At 73.4% G+C, this 16,265-nt stretch carries 13 protein-coding genes; 10 read left to right on the forward strand and 3 right to left on the reverse strand.

Annotation, left to right across the window (positions count from 1 at the left end; all coding sequences use genetic code 11):
* The first annotated feature begins 156 nt into the window (after window positions 1-156).
* Window positions 157-1,053 (forward strand): polysaccharide deacetylase family protein, encoded by an 897-nt coding sequence (locus tag OG823_RS20710; RefSeq protein ID WP_371481065.1) that lies wholly within the window; start codon window positions 157-159, stop codon window positions 1,051-1,053.
* Window positions 1,054-1,124: 71 nt separating this feature from the next.
* Here OG823_RS20710 and OG823_RS20715 read toward each other — a convergent pair whose 3' ends face one another.
* Window positions 1,125-2,297 carry a methyltransferase domain-containing protein gene (locus OG823_RS20715; protein ID WP_371481066.1) on the reverse strand — a complete coding sequence of 391 codons (1,173 nt, stop codon included), beginning with the start codon at window positions 2,295-2,297 and terminating at the stop codon, window positions 1,125-1,127.
* 285 nt (window positions 2,298-2,582) lie between these two features.
* Here OG823_RS20715 and groES point away from each other — a divergent pair, with 285 nt between their 5' ends.
* The 3 genes from groES (at window position 2,583) to OG823_RS20730 (ending at window position 5,814) form a co-directional block, all read left to right on the forward strand.
* On the forward strand, window positions 2,583-2,888 hold the full coding sequence (groES, locus tag OG823_RS20720) for a co-chaperone GroES (protein ID WP_049654366.1): 306 nt from the start codon (window positions 2,583-2,585) through the stop codon (window positions 2,886-2,888).
* A 116-nt stretch (window positions 2,889-3,004) separates the two neighbouring features.
* Window positions 3,005-4,636 (forward strand): chaperonin GroEL, encoded by a 1,632-nt coding sequence (gene groL, locus OG823_RS20725; RefSeq protein WP_371481067.1) that lies wholly within the window; start codon window positions 3,005-3,007, stop codon window positions 4,634-4,636.
* Window positions 4,637-4,812: 176 nt separating this feature from the next.
* On the forward strand, window positions 4,813-5,814 hold the full coding sequence (locus OG823_RS20730) for a LysR substrate-binding domain-containing protein (RefSeq protein WP_371481068.1): 1,002 nt from the start codon (window positions 4,813-4,815) through the stop codon (window positions 5,812-5,814).
* Window positions 5,815-6,018: 204 nt separating this feature from the next.
* On the opposite strand, the gene OG823_RS20735 is transcribed toward OG823_RS20730, so the two are convergent.
* Window positions 6,019-6,345 (reverse strand): WhiB family transcriptional regulator, encoded by a 327-nt coding sequence (locus OG823_RS20735; protein WP_371481069.1) that lies wholly within the window; start codon window positions 6,343-6,345, stop codon window positions 6,019-6,021.
* A 543-nt stretch (window positions 6,346-6,888) separates the two neighbouring features.
* Between OG823_RS20735 and OG823_RS20740 the strand changes: the two genes are divergently transcribed.
* From OG823_RS20740 to OG823_RS20755, 4 genes are all read left to right on the forward strand, one after another.
* Window positions 6,889-7,500: a response regulator transcription factor gene (locus OG823_RS20740; protein ID WP_014136228.1), complete on the forward strand. Its 612-nt coding sequence runs from the start codon at window positions 6,889-6,891 to the stop codon at window positions 7,498-7,500.
* 737 nt (window positions 7,501-8,237) lie between these two features.
* Window positions 8,238-8,795 (forward strand): RNA polymerase sigma factor ShbA, encoded by a 558-nt coding sequence (gene shbA, locus OG823_RS20745; protein WP_371484567.1) that lies wholly within the window; start codon window positions 8,238-8,240, stop codon window positions 8,793-8,795.
* Window positions 8,796-9,127: 332 nt separating this feature from the next.
* The gene (gene guaB, locus OG823_RS20750; RefSeq protein WP_371481070.1) at window positions 9,128-10,642 is read left to right on the forward strand and encodes an IMP dehydrogenase; all 1,515 of its coding nucleotides are present in this window, start codon (window positions 9,128-9,130) and stop codon (window positions 10,640-10,642) included.
* Between the two features lie 162 nt (window positions 10,643-10,804).
* The gene (locus OG823_RS20755; RefSeq protein ID WP_371481071.1) at window positions 10,805-11,932 is read left to right on the forward strand and encodes a GuaB3 family IMP dehydrogenase-related protein; all 1,128 of its coding nucleotides are present in this window, start codon (window positions 10,805-10,807) and stop codon (window positions 11,930-11,932) included.
* A 66-nt stretch (window positions 11,933-11,998) separates the two neighbouring features.
* On the opposite strand, the gene OG823_RS20760 is transcribed toward OG823_RS20755, so the two are convergent.
* Window positions 11,999-12,571, reverse strand: a complete 573-nt coding sequence (locus tag OG823_RS20760; protein WP_371481072.1) for a hypothetical protein — start codon at window positions 12,569-12,571, stop codon at window positions 11,999-12,001.
* A 276-nt stretch (window positions 12,572-12,847) separates the two neighbouring features.
* Here OG823_RS20760 and OG823_RS20765 point away from each other — a divergent pair, with 276 nt between their 5' ends.
* Both OG823_RS20765 and OG823_RS20770 read left to right on the forward strand, forming a co-directional pair.
* Window positions 12,848-14,752: a serine/threonine-protein kinase gene (locus OG823_RS20765; protein ID WP_371481073.1), complete on the forward strand. Its 1,905-nt coding sequence runs from the start codon at window positions 12,848-12,850 to the stop codon at window positions 14,750-14,752.
* A 423-nt stretch (window positions 14,753-15,175) separates the two neighbouring features.
* Window positions 15,176-16,222: a hypothetical protein gene (locus tag OG823_RS20770; RefSeq protein WP_371481074.1), complete on the forward strand. Its 1,047-nt coding sequence runs from the start codon at window positions 15,176-15,178 to the stop codon at window positions 16,220-16,222.
* The last annotated feature ends 43 nt before the right edge of the window (window positions 16,223-16,265 follow it).

Raw genomic sequence — 16,265 nt, forward strand, 5'->3', positions numbered from 1 at the left:
CTGAGCCCTCCGCTCCGCCAAGCCCTCCGAACCGCGGCGGCCGGCGACCCCTGGGGACACGTCGGGCGCGCCGAGTGGACCGGTGCGGGAGCCCACCGTCCGGGCCGATAGCGTGCTTCCTGGGAGTCGGCTGGACGAATTCGGGGAGCGGGCGCGGTGGAGCGGTACGGCTGGAGCAGGACGAGGACGTACACGGTGGGGGCGCTGGCGCTCGGCGCGCTGGTGAGCGGCTGCGGGGGCGGCGTGCCGGCGGCGAGGAAGAACCCGCCGGTGCCGACGGCCCCGCCGAGTTCGTCCTCCTCGCCGAGCACGTCCCGCTCGCCGCAGGGCGGCGGCCCGGCCGCCGACGCGGCCGCTCCGGCCTGGGCGAAGTGGAAGCTCACGCCGCTGCCGGCCGCCCCGCCGCCGCCCGCCGACAAGCCGGTCAAGCTCACCGCCACCGGCACCGTTCCGGTGTTCAGCGAGGTGCGGACCACCGACAGGGTCGTCTTCGTCACCCTCGACGACGGCGCCGAGAAGGACCCCCGGTTCGTCGAGATGCTGACCGACCTCAAGGTGCCGGTCTCGATGTTCCTGACCCGCGACATCGTCAAGAACGACTACGGCTATTTCAAGCCGTTGCAGGCCCTCGGCAACCACATCCAGAACCACACCGTCGACCACCCGGTGATGAGCAAAATCACGGCGGACAAGCAGAAGAGCGAGGTCTGCGACGACCAGGCCGCGCTCACCCAGCAGTACGGCAGGGCGCCGCTGCTCTTCCGCCCGCCCTACGGGGACGGCGCCGACACCGCCGCGCTCAACATGGCGGTCCAGCAGTGCGGGCCCCGGGCGATCGTGCTCTGGCGCGAGTCCATGCAGATCCACGACATGCAGTACCAGGCGGCGGACAAGAAGCTGAAGCCCGGTGACATCATCCTGGCGCACTTCCGCGGGCCCAAGGACCTCAAGGGCGAGACCATGACCCAGATGTTCGGCGAGCTGCTCGGCCGCATCCAGGAACAGGGCTTCGCGGTGGCGCGGCTGGAGGACTACATCCAGCCACCCGCCTAGGTCCCGTCCGGTCGTCGCCGCCGTTGCTGCCGTTCCGACCGGGTGCGCGGGTGCGCGGGTGGTCGGGACGGCTAGGGCAGCACCGGGTTGCCGAGCATCATCAGGTGGCCGTCGCCGACCCGCGAGAGGATCACCGTCACGCTGTTCGGCCCCTCCGGCTTCAGTTTCCTGCGCAGCTCCTCGGGGGTGGTCGCGAGCCCACGCTTCTTGATCACCACGGTGCCGGCGCCGCGCTCGCGCAGCAGGGCCCTCAGCCGCTTGACGTTGTACGGCAGGACGTCGGTGAGCTCGTAGGCGTGCGCGTGCGGGGTGGACACCAGGCGGTCCGAGGTCAGGTACGCGATCATCGGGTCGATCAGCCGGCCGTCCACCTCGCCGGCCACCTCGGCCACCAGGTGGGCGCGGATCACCGCGCCGTCGGGCTCGTAGAGGTAGCGCCCGACCGGCCCGGGGGCCGGGTCCGGCAGGTCGCCGCCGGTGAGGCTGGCGCCGTGCGGGAGCAGGGTCGCCCGGTGCCGGTGCGCGGCCCCGGTGCCGAACCAGAGCACCGCCTCCTTCACGTCGCCGTGGTCCGAGACCCACTCCGCCTCGGCGTCCTCGGGCACCAGCTCGTGCGGGACGCCCGGCGCGATCTTCAGGGCGCCGACCGGTGTGCGGCGGGCCGCCGTGATCGCCCAGGACAGCGGCGGGGAGTACGCCTCGGGGTCGAACACCCTGCCCTTGGAGGTCCGGCGGGCGGGGTCGGTGAACACCGCGTCGTAGCCCGCCACGTCGATCTCCCCGACGTCCGAGCAGCGCACCTCGATCAGTTCGGCCAGGCCCAGCGCCGCCGCGTTGGCCACGGCGGCCGCGCAGGCCGCCGGGTCGCGGTCGACGGCGAGCACGGCGATCCCCTGCCGGGCCAGCGCGATCGCGTCCCCGCCGATCCCGCAGCACAGGTCGGCCAGCCGGCGGACACCGAGCGCGGCGAAGCGCCGGGCCCGCCACTCGGCGACGCTGCGCCGGGTGGACTGCTCGACCCCGTTCGGCGTGAAGTACATCCGCGCGGCGTCGTCCCCGAACTTGGCCTGCGCCCGCTGCCGCAGCCTGGCCTGCGCCAGGGCGGCCGACACCAGCTCCGCCGGGTGGTCCCGGCGCAGCCGGGTGGCCAGCGCCAGCTCGTCGCCGGGGGCGTACGCCCGCAACTCGGCGAGCAGCGACTGCCCCTCGGGGGTCAGCAGGGCCTGAAAGCTCTCGGTCTCCACCCGGCCATTCTCCCCGGCCGGCCGGGTCGCTCCCGCTGACCGGCCCGGCCGCTCGGGCGGTCCGTGCACCCGTGCGGCCCGTACGCGCTTGCGGTTTCGGTAATCGCCCCGCGCGCCGTTGGCACTCTGGTTGACTGAGTGCTAACCGCCGCCTATGGTCATCGTTAGCACTCCCCACCGGGTGAGTGCTAACGGTGAAGCGTGTCTGACCCCCGCGACGGCAGGCACGCAGTCACCACAAAGACCTGTAGGACAACCCCGTAATCTCCGAAGGGGAGCTCGGACGTGACCACCAGCAGCAAGGTTGCCATCAAGCCGCTCGAGGACCGCATTGTGGTCCAGCCGCTCGACGCCGAGACCACCACGGCCTCCGGCCTGGTTATCCCGGACACCGCCAAGGAGAAGCCCCAGGAGGGCGTCGTCCTGGCCGTCGGTCCGGGTCGCTTCGAGGACGGTCAGCGTCTTCCGCTCGACCTCGCCGTGGGCGACATCGTCCTGTACTCGAAGTACGGCGGCACCGAGGTGAAGTACAAGGGCGAGGAGTACCTCGTCCTCTCGGCCCGCGACGTTCTCGCGGTCATCGAGAAGTAAGACCTCACGGGCCCACGGGTCCGTATCCGCCCGCCCCGGATCCGTGTCTTCAACGACAGGGGCCCGGGGCGCGGCTGTTGGCTCACGTATTCAGTAACCCTGAGGGAAACGGGAACATGCCGAAGATTCTGCAGTTCGACGAGGACGCCCGCCGCTCGCTGGAGCGCGGTGTCAACAAGCTGGCCGACACCGTCAAGGTGACCATCGGCCCCAAGGGCCGCAACGTCGTCATCGACAAGAAGTTCGGCGCCCCGACCATCACCAACGACGGTGTCACCATCGCCCGTGAGGTCGAGCTCGACGACCCGTACGAGAACCTTGGCGCGCAGCTCGTCAAGGAGGTCGCCACCAAGACCAACGACGTCGCGGGTGACGGCACCACCACCGCCACCGTGCTGGCCCAGGCCCTGGTCAACGAGGGTCTGCGCAACGTCGCCGCGGGCGCCGGCCCGGCCGCCCTGAAGAAGGGCATCGACAAGGCCGTCGCCGCGGTCTCCGAGCACCTGCTCTCGATCGCCCGTGAGGTCGACGGCAAGGACGACATCGCCGCCGTCGCCGGTCTGTCGGCGCAGGACTCCCAGGTCGGCGAGCTCATCGCCGAGGCGATCGACAAGGTCGGCAAGGACGGTGTCATCACCGTCGAGGAGTCGAACACCTTCGGCGTGGAGCTGGACTTCACCGAGGGCATGCAGTTCGACAAGGGCTACCTCTCGCCGTACTTCGTCACCGACGCGGAGCGTCAGGAAGCGGTCCTCGAGGACCCGTACATCCTGATCAACCAGGGCAAGATCTCCTCCATCCAGGAGCTGCTCCCGCTGCTGGAGAAGATCCTGCAGGGTGGCGCCACCAAGCCGCTGCTGATCATCGCCGAGGACGTCGACGGCGAGGCGCTGTCCACCCTCGTGGTGAACAAGATCCGCGGCACCTTCAACGCGGTGGCCGTCAAGGCCCCCGGCTTCGGCGACCGCCGCAAGGCCATCCTCGGCGACCTGGCCACCCTCACCGGTGCCACCGTCATCTCCGAGGAGGTCGGCCTCAAGCTCGACCAGGCCGGCCTGGAGGTGCTGGGCACCGCCCGTCGCGTCACCATCACCAAGGACGACACCACGGTCGTCGACGGTGCCGGCGACAGCGAGGCCGTCGCGGGCCGCGTCGGCCAGATCAAGGCCGAGATCGCCAACACCGACTCGGACTGGGACCGCGAGAAGCTGCAGGAGCGTCTGGCCAAGCTGGCCGGCGGCGTCTGCGTCATCAAGGTCGGCGCCGCCACCGAGGTGGAGCTCAAGGAGCGCAAGCACCGCCTGGAGGACGCCATCTCGGCGACCCGTGCCGCGGTCGAGGAGGGCATCGTCGCCGGTGGTGGCGCCTCCCTCGTGCACGCGCAGAAGGTGCTCGACGGCGGCCTGGGCCTGACCGGCGACGAGGCGACCGGTGTCGCCGTCGTCCGCAAGGCGCTCGCCGAGCCGCTGCGCTGGATCGCCCAGAACGCCGGTCTCGAGGGCTACGTCATCACCCACAAGGTCGCCGAGCTGGAGGCGGGCTTCGGCTACAACGCCGCCACCGGCGAGTACGGCGACCTGCTGAAGGCCGGCGTCATCGACCCGGTCAAGGTCACCCGCTCCGCGCTGGAGAACGCCGCCTCGATCGCCTCGCTGCTGCTCACCACCGAGACCCTCGTGGTGGAGAAGCCGGCCGACGAGGAGGCCGGCGCCGGTCACTCGCACGGCGGCCACGGTCACTCGCACTGATCCACCGACGCCCTGCCGGCGAGCGAGCCGGTGAGTCGGTGACCGCGGGCCCGGTACGCACCCTGGTGGTGCGTACCGGGCCCGCGGCGTTGCGGGCCCGGGCGTCCGCTGTTCCAACGTTCAACCACATATCAGAGGAATTTTGCGCTCCGCAAAGAATGCCTTATAACTGAGCCATGATCGAGGCCCGCCATCTCCGCGTCCTGCGAGCCGTCGCGCGGACCGGCTCCTTCTCCGCCGCCGCCCGCGAGCTCGGCTGCACCCAGCCGGCCGTCAGCCAGCAGATGAAGGCCCTGGAGAAGTCCGTCGACACGCCGCTGGTGGTGCGGGCCGGGCGCGGCATGCAGCTCAGCGAGGCGGGCCTGGTGCTGCTCAAGCACGCCAACGGCATCCTGGCCGGGCTGTCCGCCGCGGAGGAGGAGGTGGCCGCGATCGCCGGCCTGCGGGCCGGGCGGGTACGGCTGGTCTCGTTCCCGACCGCGAGTTCCACCCTGGTGCCGCCCGCCGTCGCCCGCCTGCGGGCGAGCCATCCGGGCGTGCGGGTCTCGCTGGTCGAGGCGGAGCCGACGGAGTCGCTGTCGATGCTGCGCGCCGGCGAGTGCGAGGTCGCGCTGGCCTTCCGGTACCCGGACTCCCGGGGCGGCGCCGTCCTGCCCTCCCCGCACAACACCCCGCGCGAGGCCCGCGCCGAGGCCACCCTGGAGGCCGCCGCCGCGGCGGCCGCCGGCGACTGGTCGGACCTGGTCGTCCGGCCGCTGCTGGACGACCCGCTGGTCGGCCTGCTGCCCGCCGCGCACCCGCTGGCGGGCCGTGACGGGCAGCGGACGGTGGACCTGGCCGAGCTGGCGCGGGAGCAGTGGATCGCCGGCTGCCCGCAGTGCCGGGGTCATCTGGTGGAACTCTGCGAGGCAGCGGGTTTCGAGCCCCGGATCGACTTCGCCACGGACGACTACCCGGCCGTGGTCGGCCTGGTCGCGGCCGGGCTCGGGGTGGCGGTGCTGCCGGGGCTGGCGCTGGACTCGGTGCGCCACGAGGGTGTGTCGGCGGTGCCGCTGCGGGCCGCCTCCGGCGCGCCGGCGATCCGGCAGGTGGTCGCCCTGACGCTCGCGGACCTCGCCGACGTCCCGGCCGTCTCGCTGATGCTCGACCGGCTGACGGAGTCCGCGGCCGGGCGGTGACCGTCCGTCACGGGACCGGCGTGTCGGGAGGCTCCGGCGTGCCGCGGTGCCCTGGGCGTGTCGCGGCGTCGCGGGGTTCCGGGCGTGCCGCGGTGTACCCGGGCGGGCAGCCGGGCCGGGGCGCCCCCTGGCCTCCCGACATGGCCCGCGGGCACCGGGGAGACCGTGAAGAAACGTTTCTTCACGGCGGGGGAGACGATGGCTCTAGCGTCGGACGCCCGTCGGCATGGTCAGGGGAACCTCGGCCAGCCGGTTGCGCGAGCGGCCCATCAGCTCCTCGCGCTCGTCCTCGGTGAGGCCGCCCCAGACGCCGTACGGCTCGCGTACCGCCAGGGCGTGGGCGGCGCACTCGGTGCGCACCGGGCACCGCATGCAGACCTCCTTGGCGCTGGCCTCGCGCGAGCTGCGCGCGGCCCCGCGCTCGCCCTCCGGGTGGAAGAAGAGCGAGCTGTCCACGCCCCGGCAGGCTGCGGAGAGCTGCCAGTCCCAGAGATCCGCGTTGGGGCCGGGAAGGCGGGAGAAATCTGCCATGGCTCATTCCCTTCAAGGGCTCGTCGGCGACTCGCCGGCCCGGTCTCTGCTCGGCGAGGCTTCAGTGCGCTGGTGTGGACACCTGGAAATATGACTTAAGGCAACCTCATGGACAAGTCACCCACAGAGTGGCACAACAGTCAATGACCGTACAAAAGCTATAAAAACGGGCAAAGTGGGCATGTAGTTCGGCGGGCGGGACTGCGTCAATCGAGTGGCCGGTGCGGGCGTGCGGTCCCGCACCGGCGTGCGCGTCGCGCGCCGACCGCGCACGAGCTGCGGAAAAGTGCGGCACGCGCCCCGCGATGCGGCTGATCCGTAATGGGTTGGCCACGTACAGTGGTGGAGATGGCCCGGAAGGCCGTAACTCATTCGGGTGACGGTCGTTGGATGTGCGGAGGCGGTTGGCGGGCGTCGGACGTCGGGAAGGATCGCGGGGAGAACCGGCGGTCAGCACGGGGTCTGTCGCCGAACGGCCGTGTCGGAGAGATTCGTACCAGCCAGGAGGCTCAACGTGACGCGGATCAGCAGCGGAGGACGGTCATGACTTCCGTTCTCGTTTGCGACGATTCCCCGCTTGCCCGCGAGGCGCTTCGCCGCGCGGTCGCGACCGTACCCGGCGTCGACCGGGTCACCACCGCGACGAACGGTGAGGAGGTCCTCCGCCGCTGGGTGGCCGACCGTTCCGACCTCGTCCTGATGGACGTCCGGATGCCCGGACTCGGCGGCGTCGAGACGGTCAGGCGGCTGCTGTCCGCCGACCCGGGCGCACGCATCATCATGCTCACCGTCGCCGAGGACCTCGACGGCGTCGCGCTCGCGGTGGCCGCGGGGGCACGGGGGTACCTGCACAAGGACGCCTCGCGCGCCGAACTGCGGGCCACCGTCACCCAGGCGCTCGCCGACCCGACCTGGCGGCTCGCGCCGCGCCGGCTGCGCAGCCCCGACATGGGTGCGGCGCCGACGCTGACGGCGCGTGAGATCCAGGTGCTGGAGGGCATGAGCCACGGCCGCAGCAACGCGGAGATCGGCCGGGAGCTCTTCCTGTCCGAGGACACCGTGAAGACGCACGCCCGGCGCCTGTTCAAGAAGCTCGGCGCCTCGGACCGCGCGCACGCGGTGGCCCTGGGATTCCGGTGGGGCCTGGTCCGCTGACCGACCGCGGACCTGTCGGCCGGGGCACCCTCCTCGCGATTCCCCTCGCGCAGACGTGTGACGTTACGGTCCCGAGGTTGCACCATGGAGGAGTGGAGCACCTCGGGGACCAGCGGACAGGCACTGCGGCGCACGACGCAGCCGCAGGACACTCGGCGTACGGCGCGGCAGGCGGGTCGACCGCCGGCGGCGGGGCGGGAGGCGGCACGGTGCAGAACGGTCCGGGGCTGGACCCACCGGTGCACGCCGTGCCCGCGCACGGCCCGCCGGCGAACGGTACGGCGGCACATGACGCGGTGGCAGCACATAACGTTCCGGTGCACAACTCCGGACGCGGTGCGATGTTTTCCGGCCCGACCAGGCACCATGGACCGATGCGCGACGACGTTGCCTCCGCCATGGGCGAGGCGGACCAGCAGGCGGCCGGCCTCTCCGGCCCCGGCCGGGCCTCGTCGTACGCGGACGGAACGGCGGACGGATCCCCCGGCGAGGCACCGGACGAGGCGTCCGGCGGGCGGCCGTCCGAACTCCCGGACGACTCCTCGGACCACTCCTCGGACGATTCCTCGGACGACTCCTCGGACGATTCCTCGGACCACGGGCCGGACGCCGCGGACAGCTCCCCCCCGGGGCCCGACCCCGCGGACGACGGCCCGACGGCGGGCGGCTCGGCCCTCGACGACCCGGTCGGCCACGACGCCGCACTCCCGTCGTCGCCCGAAGCCGGCTCCGCGCCGATGGCCGAGCTGGTGGCCGCCGCCGTCCGCGGCGAGGGCCCGGCCATCGACACGCTGCTCGCCTACGTCCACCCGCTGGCCCTGCGCTACTGCCGCGGCCGGCTGGTCCGGCTGCCCGGCGGCGCGCGCCACCACGTGGACGACGTCGCCCAGGAGGTCTGCGTGGCCGTGCTCTGCGCGCTGCCGCGCTACCGCGACCAGGGCCGGCCGTTCGAGGCCTTCGTGTACGGCATCGCCGCGCACAAGATCGCCGACCTTCAGCGGGCCGCGATGCGCGGGCCCGGCTCCACGGTGATCCCGCCGGACGACCTGCCCGAGCTGCCGGACGACGCGCTCGGGCCGGAGGAGCGCGCGCTGCTCAGCAGCGACGCGGCCTGGGCCAAGGAACTGCTGTCCAATCTGCCGGCCCGTCAGCGCGAGCTGGTGCTGCTGCGGGTGGCGGCCGGACTCTCCGCGGAGGAGACCGGGGAGGTGCTCGGGATGTCGCCCGGCGCCGTCCGGGTCGCCCAGCACCGCGCGCTGAGCCGGCTGCGGGCGCTCGCCGAGGGCACCGCCTGATCGTCGGCCGCACGGTCGTACCGGCACGTACGGGTGCCGGAATCACCCATGGGTGCCCGGTGTTGTCAAGGGGGCGCGAGCTGACATTCCCGGTGCCAGTACGATGGGGTATCGGCGCCTGGACCGATCGCCAGAGTTTCGCGGGTGCGAGCGGGGATCCCTTGGAGGTTCCTCCCAAACACCGAGCGTCTCGGTGGTCCGGGCCCGCCGGTGAGCGCGCGGGTGGGCGCGGCCGTTGCACGGCCTCCGCCCGAGCGAAGATCAGTGCGCCCCCGTCCTCAGCCGGGCGCATTGCAGATGGATTCGGCCGGCCACGGAAGGTAACTCCCAAGATGCCCATCAACGACGGCGTCAACGCCGCAGGCGTACCCGAGAAGTTCGCGATGCTCGGACTCACGTACGACGACGTCCTGCTGCTGCCCGGGGCCTCCGACGTGCTGCCGAACCAGGTCGACACGTCCTCCCGGGTCTCCCGGAACGTCCGGGTCAACATCCCGCTGGTGTCGGCCGCGATGGACAAGGTCACCGAGGCGCGGATGGCGATCGCGATGGCCCGCCAGGGCGGCGTCGGCGTGCTGCACCGCAACCTGTCGATCGAGGACCAGGTCAACCAGGTCGACCTGGTCAAGCGTTCCGAGTCCGGCATGGTCACCGACCCGATCACGGTCGGCCCGGAGACCACGCTCGGCGAGGCGGACGCGCTCTGCGCCAAGTTCCGGATCAGCGGTGTGCCGATCGCCGACGAGAGCGGCCGGCTGCTCGGCATCGTCACCAACCGCGACATGGCCTTCGAGTCGGACCGCAGCCGCAGGGTCCGCGAGATCATGACGCCGATGCCGCTGATCACCGGCAAGGTCGGGATCTCCGGCGAGGACGCGATCGGGCTGCTCCGCCGTCACAAGATCGAGAAGCTGCCGCTGGTGGACGACGAGGGCCGGATCAAGGGCCTCATCACCGTCAAGGACTTCGTCAAGGCCGAGAAGTACCCGACCGCCGCCAAGGACGCCGAGGGCCGCCTGCTGGTCGGCGCGGCGGTCGGCGCCAGCGCCGAGGCCTTCGACCGGGCCCAGGCGCTGGTCGGCGCCGGGGTGGACTTCCTGGTCGTGGACACCTCGCACGGCCACAGCGGCAACGCGCTGGCCTGGATCTCCAAGATCAAGGCGGCCGTCGGCATCGACGTCGTCGGCGGCAACGTCGCCACCCGGGACGGCGCCCAGGCGCTGATCGACGCCGGGGTGGACGGCGTCAAGGTCGGCGTCGGCCCCGGCTCGATCTGCACCACCCGGGTGGTCGCCGGCATCGGCGTCCCCCAGGTCACGGCGATCTACGAGGCCGCGGTGGCCTGTCAGGCGGCCGGCGTGCCGGTCATCGGCGACGGCGGCCTGCAGTACTCCGGCGACATCGGCAAGGCGCTGGCGGCCGGCGCCGACACCGTCATGCTCGGCAGCCTGCTGGCCGGCTGCGAGGAGTCGCCCGGCGAGTTGCTCTTCATCAACGGCAAGCAGTTCAAGTCCTATCGCGGCATGGGCTCGCTGGGCGCCATGCAGTCGCGCGGCCAGGGCCGCTCGTACTCCAAGGACCGCTACTTCCAGGCCGAGGTCTCCTCGGACGACAAGCTGGTCCCGGAGGGCATCGAGGGCCAGGTCCCGTACCGCGGCCCGCTGGCGGCCGTGCTGCACCAGCTGGTCGGCGGCCTGCGCCAGACCATGGGCTACGTGGGCGCCGCCACCGTGGCCGAGATGGAGAGCAAGGGCCGGTTCGTCCGGATCACCTCGGCGGGCCTCAAGGAGAGCCACCCGCACGACATCCAGATGACCGTCGAGGCACCGAACTACACCAGCCGCTGAGCACACCCGCCCAGGCGCTCGCGAGGCCCGTCACCACCGGTGGCGGGCCTCGCCGCACGTCCGCCCGTCGGCCGCTGCGCCGCGCCGGCCCGCGGGTGCGGGATACTGGGGGCGGCCGGGGTGACCCGGCAGGTATGAGCGAGAAAACCGGAAGGGCTCGAAGTGACTGAGATCGAGATCGGGCGAGGCAAGCGCGGACGCCGGGCGTACTCCTTCGACGACATCGCCGTCGTCCCCAGCCGCCGTACGCGGGACCCGAAGGAGGTCTCGATCGCCTGGCAGATCGACGCCTACCGCTTCGAGCTGCCGTTCCTGGCGGCTCCGATGGACAGCGTGGTCTCGCCGCAGCAGGCCATCGCCATCGGGCGGCTCGGCGGGCTCGGCGTGCTGAACCTCGAAGGTCTCTGGACCCGCTACGAGGACCCGCAGCCGCTGCTCGACGAGATCGCCGCGATCACCGACCAGGCCGCCGCCACCCGCCGCCTGCAGGAGATCTACGCGGCCCCGATCCAGGCCGACCTGATCGGCCGGCGGATCAAGGAGGTCCGCGAGTCGGGCGTCGTGACGGCCGCCGCGCTCTCCCCGCAGCGGACCGCCGAGTTCTCCAAGGCCGTGGTGGACGCCGGCGTCGACGTCTTCGTCATCCGGGGCACGACGGTCTCCGCCGAGCACGTCTCCGGCGCGGCCGAGCCGCTCAACCTCAAGCAGTTCATCTACGAGCTGGACGTCCCGGTGATCGTCGGCGGCTGCGCCACGTACACCGCCGCCCTGCACCTGATGCGCACCGGCGCGGCCGGCGTGCTCGTCGGTTTCGGCGGCGGCGCCGCGCACACCACCCGCAACGTGCTCGGCATCCAGGTGCCGATGGCGACCGCGGTGGCCGACGTCGCCGCCGCGCGCCGCGACTACATGGACGAGTCCGGCGGCCGCTACGTGCACGTCATCGCCGACGGCGGCGTGGGCTACAGCGGCGACCTCGCCAAGGCGGTCGCCTGCGGCGCGGACGCGGTGATGATCGGTGCCGCGCTGGCGCGGGCCACCGACGCCCCCGGCCGCGGCTTCCACTGGGGCATGGAGGCCGTCCACGACGAGCTGCCGCGCGGCAAGCGGGTGGACCTCGGTACGGTCGGCACCACGGAGGAGATCCTCAGCGGCCCGTCGCACACCCCCGACGGCACGATGAACCTCTTCGGCGCCCTGCGCCGCGCGATGGCCACCACCGGCTACTCGGAGCTCAAGGAGTTCCAGCGGGTCGAGGTCACCGTCAACCCGGCGCTGCACCACGGCTGACGACGCTCCACGTCGAGGAGGCCCCCGCCGGTCGGCGGGGGCCTCCTCGACGTCCGGGGGGCGGACTCAGCGCTCGTAGCCGAAGCGCCGGGTGGTGAGCCCGCCCGCCATGAGGGCGATGCCGTAGAAGAGCACGTCGTAGACGCCGCGATTGGCCTGCCAGAGCTGGAAGGTGACGTCGCGGTCGGTGCCGAGCAGATCACCGACGGACGCGCCGGAGACCTCGTGCAGCACGAGCGTCGCGTAGAAGAACTGGCCGAGGAAGAGCGCGGCCACCGCCAGCACCGCGCCGATCACCGGGAGCGCGGCGCCGCGGCCACCGAGCCTGCCCAGCGGCCAGCCGATCGCCGCGCCCAGCCCGATCACCAGCCAGCTGAACTCGTGTTCGAGGGCCTTCATCACGAAGCCGTAGGCGAGTGCGCCGACCACGACCGCGGCCAGCGCCGCCGCGATCGCGCCGCCGAGGTTCGGCTCCCGCTTGGCGGTGGCGATCAGCGGGGCGTAGGCGTACGGCGTGGGGGCACCGGGCATGCCGGGAGCCACGTAGCCGGCCGGGGCCTCGTCGTGCCAGGCGGGCACGGAGTAGTGCGGAGCGGCCGGGCCCGCCGGGCCGTCGTGGCCGGGCTCGGATGCGGTCATGGTGGTTCCCCCCGGGGAAGCGTCGACACTCGGCGTCGAACGCTAGCAGCGCCGACGGCCGTGCGGACACAGCGTTTTGATCACGGCTCGGGCACGAAGCGCCGGTTGTGCGCCGGTTCTCCACGGGCCGCCCCGGGGCGCCGCCCGGCGCAACGGACGGGCCGGGTGGTCGAGGACGTCCCCGACAGGGGATGATGGAGGCTTCGCGTCCGGGCCCGACCAGGGGTCGACGCGCCGTCACTTCGACCGCCGGCACCACATGGGGGAACACGCCAGATGACCGAGGCGCAGGGTTCCACCGGCCGTCTCCTGGCCGGACGTTACCGGCTGGACGCGGTGCTGGGTCGCGGCGGTATGGGTACCGTCTGGCGGGCCGAGGACGAGATGCTCGGCCGGATCGTCGCCGTCAAGGAACTGCGCATGCACGGCGGCGTCGACGAGGAGGAGAAGCACCGGCTGATCGTCCGGACGCTGCGCGAGGCCAAGGCGACCGCGCGGATCAGGCACACGGCCGCGGTCACCGTCTTCGACGTGGTCGAGGAGGACGACCGGCCCTGGATCGTCATGGAGCTGGTGGAGTCCCGTTCGCTGGCCGAGGTGATCAAGGAGGACGGTCCGCTGACCCCCGTCCGGGCCGCCGAGATCGCGCTGGACCTGCTCGGCGTGCTCGGCGCCGCGCACAGCCACGGCATCCTGCACCGGGACGTGAAGCCGTCCAACGTCCTGATCGGCGAGGACGGCAGGGTCGTGCTGACCGACTTCGGCATCGCGAGCGTCGAGGGCGATCCCTCGGTGACCTCCACCGGGATGCTGGTCGGCGCCCCGTCCTACATATCCCCCGAGCGGGCCCGCGGGCAGAAGCCCGGTCCGCCGGCCGACCTGTGGTCCCTGGGCGGGACGCTCTACGCGATGGTCGAGGGCCGGCCGCCCTACGACCGGGGTTCGGCGCTGGCCACGCTCACCGCGGTGATGACGGAGGACCTGGGCACCCCGCACAACGCCGGGCCGCTGCGCCCGGTCATCGAAGGACTGCTGGAGAAGGACCCGGCCCGCCGCCTGGACGCCTCCGCGACCCGGGCGATGCTCAGGCGGGTCGTCGCCGAGCACACCGTGAAGGCCGAGTCCACCACCCAGCAGGCCGTCCCGATCGAACCCGCCGACGCGCCGCCGGAGCCCGCTCCGAAGCGCGCGGTGAGCGGTCTGCTCGGGACGGTACGGGTGGGCAGCCGCTCGAAGGGCGACAAGTCCGCCGCCGCGCCCGTTCCCGCCCCCGGACCCGCCGCGCCCGCGACCCCGTCGCCCGTCGAGCCCGCCGCGCAGAGCGCCCGGCCGGCCGCTCCCGTCGCCGGGACGTGGTCCCGGGGCGAGACGCTGAGCGCCCGTGGCGCCGCCGGCGCGTCCTGGTGGGCCGCGAGCGCCCGCCGGCGCGCCGTGGTGGTGGCGGTGGTCCTGCTGCTGCTGATCGCCGGGGTGGTCGTGGCCACCCGGGCCCTGGGCGGATCGGACCGGACCGGGACCGGCGCCGCTCCCGCGGTGGGCGCCTCGACCACCGGCACGGGCCCGGCACCGGCCCAGGACGCCCAGAGCCCGGCCCCGGCGCAGAGCCCGGTCCAGAGCGCGGCCGTGAGCGGCCCCCCGGCTCCGGCCTCCCCGGCGGACCCGCAGCCCACCTCCACGGCGAGCACCACGGTGACCTCCGGGCCGGCTCCGGCGACCAACCCCGGTACGGCGGCGGTGCCGGCCGGCTACCGGCTGTTCGCCGACGCCTCCGGGTTCTCGATCGTGCTGCCCGAATGGCTGGCCGACGGCGGCGCGGGCTACCACGCCACCAGCCGGAAGTTCGAGGGCCGCGGCGTGCGGCTGCTCGTCGACTGGACGCAGCCGGGCGGCGCGAGCGCGCTCGCCGACTGGCAGAACAGCGAGTCGAGCCAGAAGGGCCACAACTACCAGCGGGTCGCCCTGCAGGCCGTCACCTACCGGCAGTGGACCAACGCCGCCGACTGGGAGTGGACCTTCGACGGCAGCTCCCAGCGGATGCACTCGCTCAACCGGGGCTTCGTCACCGGGGGCGGCAAGTACGGCTACGCCCTCTACTGGACGATGCCCGACGCGGACTGGGCCTCGCCCGACTTCGCGCAGGCGCGGCAGACCGGGTTCGACACCTTCCAGCCGGCCCCGTAGGCCGCGCCCGCCGGACGCGGCGGCGCCGCCACGCCCCGGCCACGCGCCCGCCACGCCCCGCTCCGGGGCGGCTTCGGGACGGATCCGGGCTCCGACGCAACCGGCGGTGGCCCTGCGTCGTCCTCGGGGAGAGCGGCCCGGGCCGGATGCGCCGTCCACGCACGGACGCGCCCGGGGTGTCGGGCGGCCGTTGCCGCCACCGGCCGCCCGCCGGTGCGATGGTGGCCTCTGGTCGTGTCCGACCGTTCGCGTCGGACCAGCGCGCGGCCACGCCGTCCGGTGCCGAGCGGGTCGAAGGCGGCGAGGAGCGGGATCGGTCCGGTCCGTGGGATCGAGCGCGGCCGGGCGGCCACGTACGCTGGCGGTGACGAGAGGACAGGCATGCTGGCGGGCCCGGGGCAGGTGTTGGCAGGGCGGTACCGCGTGACGGACCGTCCGGAGTACCTGCGGGTGCTCGCGAGGGACGAACAGAACGGCACCGCGGTCCGGTTGCGGGGCCTTGAGCTGCCCGGCCTGCTGTCGGCCGGTCCGACGGCGGAGGATCCGGTGCCGGCGCAGGGCGCGCGGCTCGCGCGGCGGGCGGCGCAGGCCGCGGCGGCGGCGCCCTCGCACCACCGGCTGCTGCGGGGCGGCGAGGCTTTCGTGGACGGCGAGTTGCTCTGGCTGGTGGAGGAGTACCCGGCCGGGGCCCCGCTGGACGTGCTCGCGCTCGACGGGCCGGTGCCGGTCCACCGGGTCGCCGAGCTGGCGGCGGATCTCGCGGGCGCGCTACGGGCCCTGCACGAGGCCGGTCTGACACACGGAAACGTTTCGGCCGCGTCGGTGCTGGTCTGCGAGGACGGCGCCGCCCTGCTCGGCGGCCTGACCTCGGGCGTGGCGGAGGAGGCGCTCTGCGAGGAGCTCGGCGGCCCGGCCGGGCGCCGCCGGTACGAGGTGCGGGCCGGGCTGCTCGGGCCCCGGGCGGAGCGCTGGCCGATGGACGGCGGCCCGGCCGGGGACTGCTGGGCCCTGGGCGTGCTGCTGTACCGCCTGCTGACCGGCGTCGCGCCGTACCCCGAGGACGACCTGCCCACCCTGCTCGGCGCCGTCCGGGACGGCCGGCGTGCCCCCGCGTACGACTGCGGCGCGCTGGGGCCGCTGGTCGAGCGGCTGCTCCAGCCGGACCACGCGCTGCGCCCGACGGCGGTGCAGGTGTGGCGGGAGGCGACCGAGGTACTGGCTGGCGCCCCGGAGCCGTACGGTACGGCGCCGCCCGTCCTGCTGCCGGTGCCGCGGCCCGAGGCGGGGCCGTTGGTGCCCCGTCAGCGCCCGGGCCGGCGAGGGGCCGGCCCGGTGGAGGGCGAGGCGCGGGGCGGTCCGCCGCGCCGGGCGCCGCGGCTGCCGCCGGCGCTGCTGGGCCCTCTGGTGGTGGCCGGTGTGCTGGTGGCGCTGGTGCTGGGACTGGCCGGTGTGGTGTTGTTCGCAGGCTGACGGGCCGTGCCGCAGATCACGGGGCGGTCACGTGGCCGGGGCG

It is taken from the genome of Kitasatospora sp. NBC_00315, assembly GCF_041435095.1.
GTDB lineage: Bacteria > Actinomycetota > Actinomycetes > Streptomycetales > Streptomycetaceae > Kitasatospora.

Bases quoted from the DNA above. Each gene is read 5' to 3' on its own strand.
- groL (WP_371481067.1), top strand. From the start codon at position 3,005: ATGCCGAAGATTCTGCAGTTCGACGAGGACGCCCGCCGCTCGCTGGAG.
- OG823_RS20730 (WP_371481068.1), top strand. From the start codon at position 4,813: ATGATCGAGGCCCGCCATCTCCGCGTCCTGCGAGCCGTCGCGCGGACC.
- OG823_RS20735 (WP_371481069.1), bottom strand. From the start codon at position 6,345: ATGGCAGATTTCTCCCGCCTTCCCGGCCCCAACGCGGATCTCTGGGAC.
- OG823_RS20740 (WP_014136228.1), top strand. From the start codon at position 6,889: ATGACTTCCGTTCTCGTTTGCGACGATTCCCCGCTTGCCCGCGAGGCG.
- shbA (WP_371484567.1), top strand. From the start codon at position 8,238: ATGGCCGAGCTGGTGGCCGCCGCCGTCCGCGGCGAGGGCCCGGCCATC.
- guaB (WP_371481070.1), top strand. From the start codon at position 9,128: ATGCCCATCAACGACGGCGTCAACGCCGCAGGCGTACCCGAGAAGTTC.
- OG823_RS20760 (WP_371481072.1), bottom strand. From the start codon at position 12,571: ATGACCGCATCCGAGCCCGGCCACGACGGCCCGGCGGGCCCGGCCGCT.
- OG823_RS20765 (WP_371481073.1), top strand. From the start codon at position 12,848: ATGACCGAGGCGCAGGGTTCCACCGGCCGTCTCCTGGCCGGACGTTAC.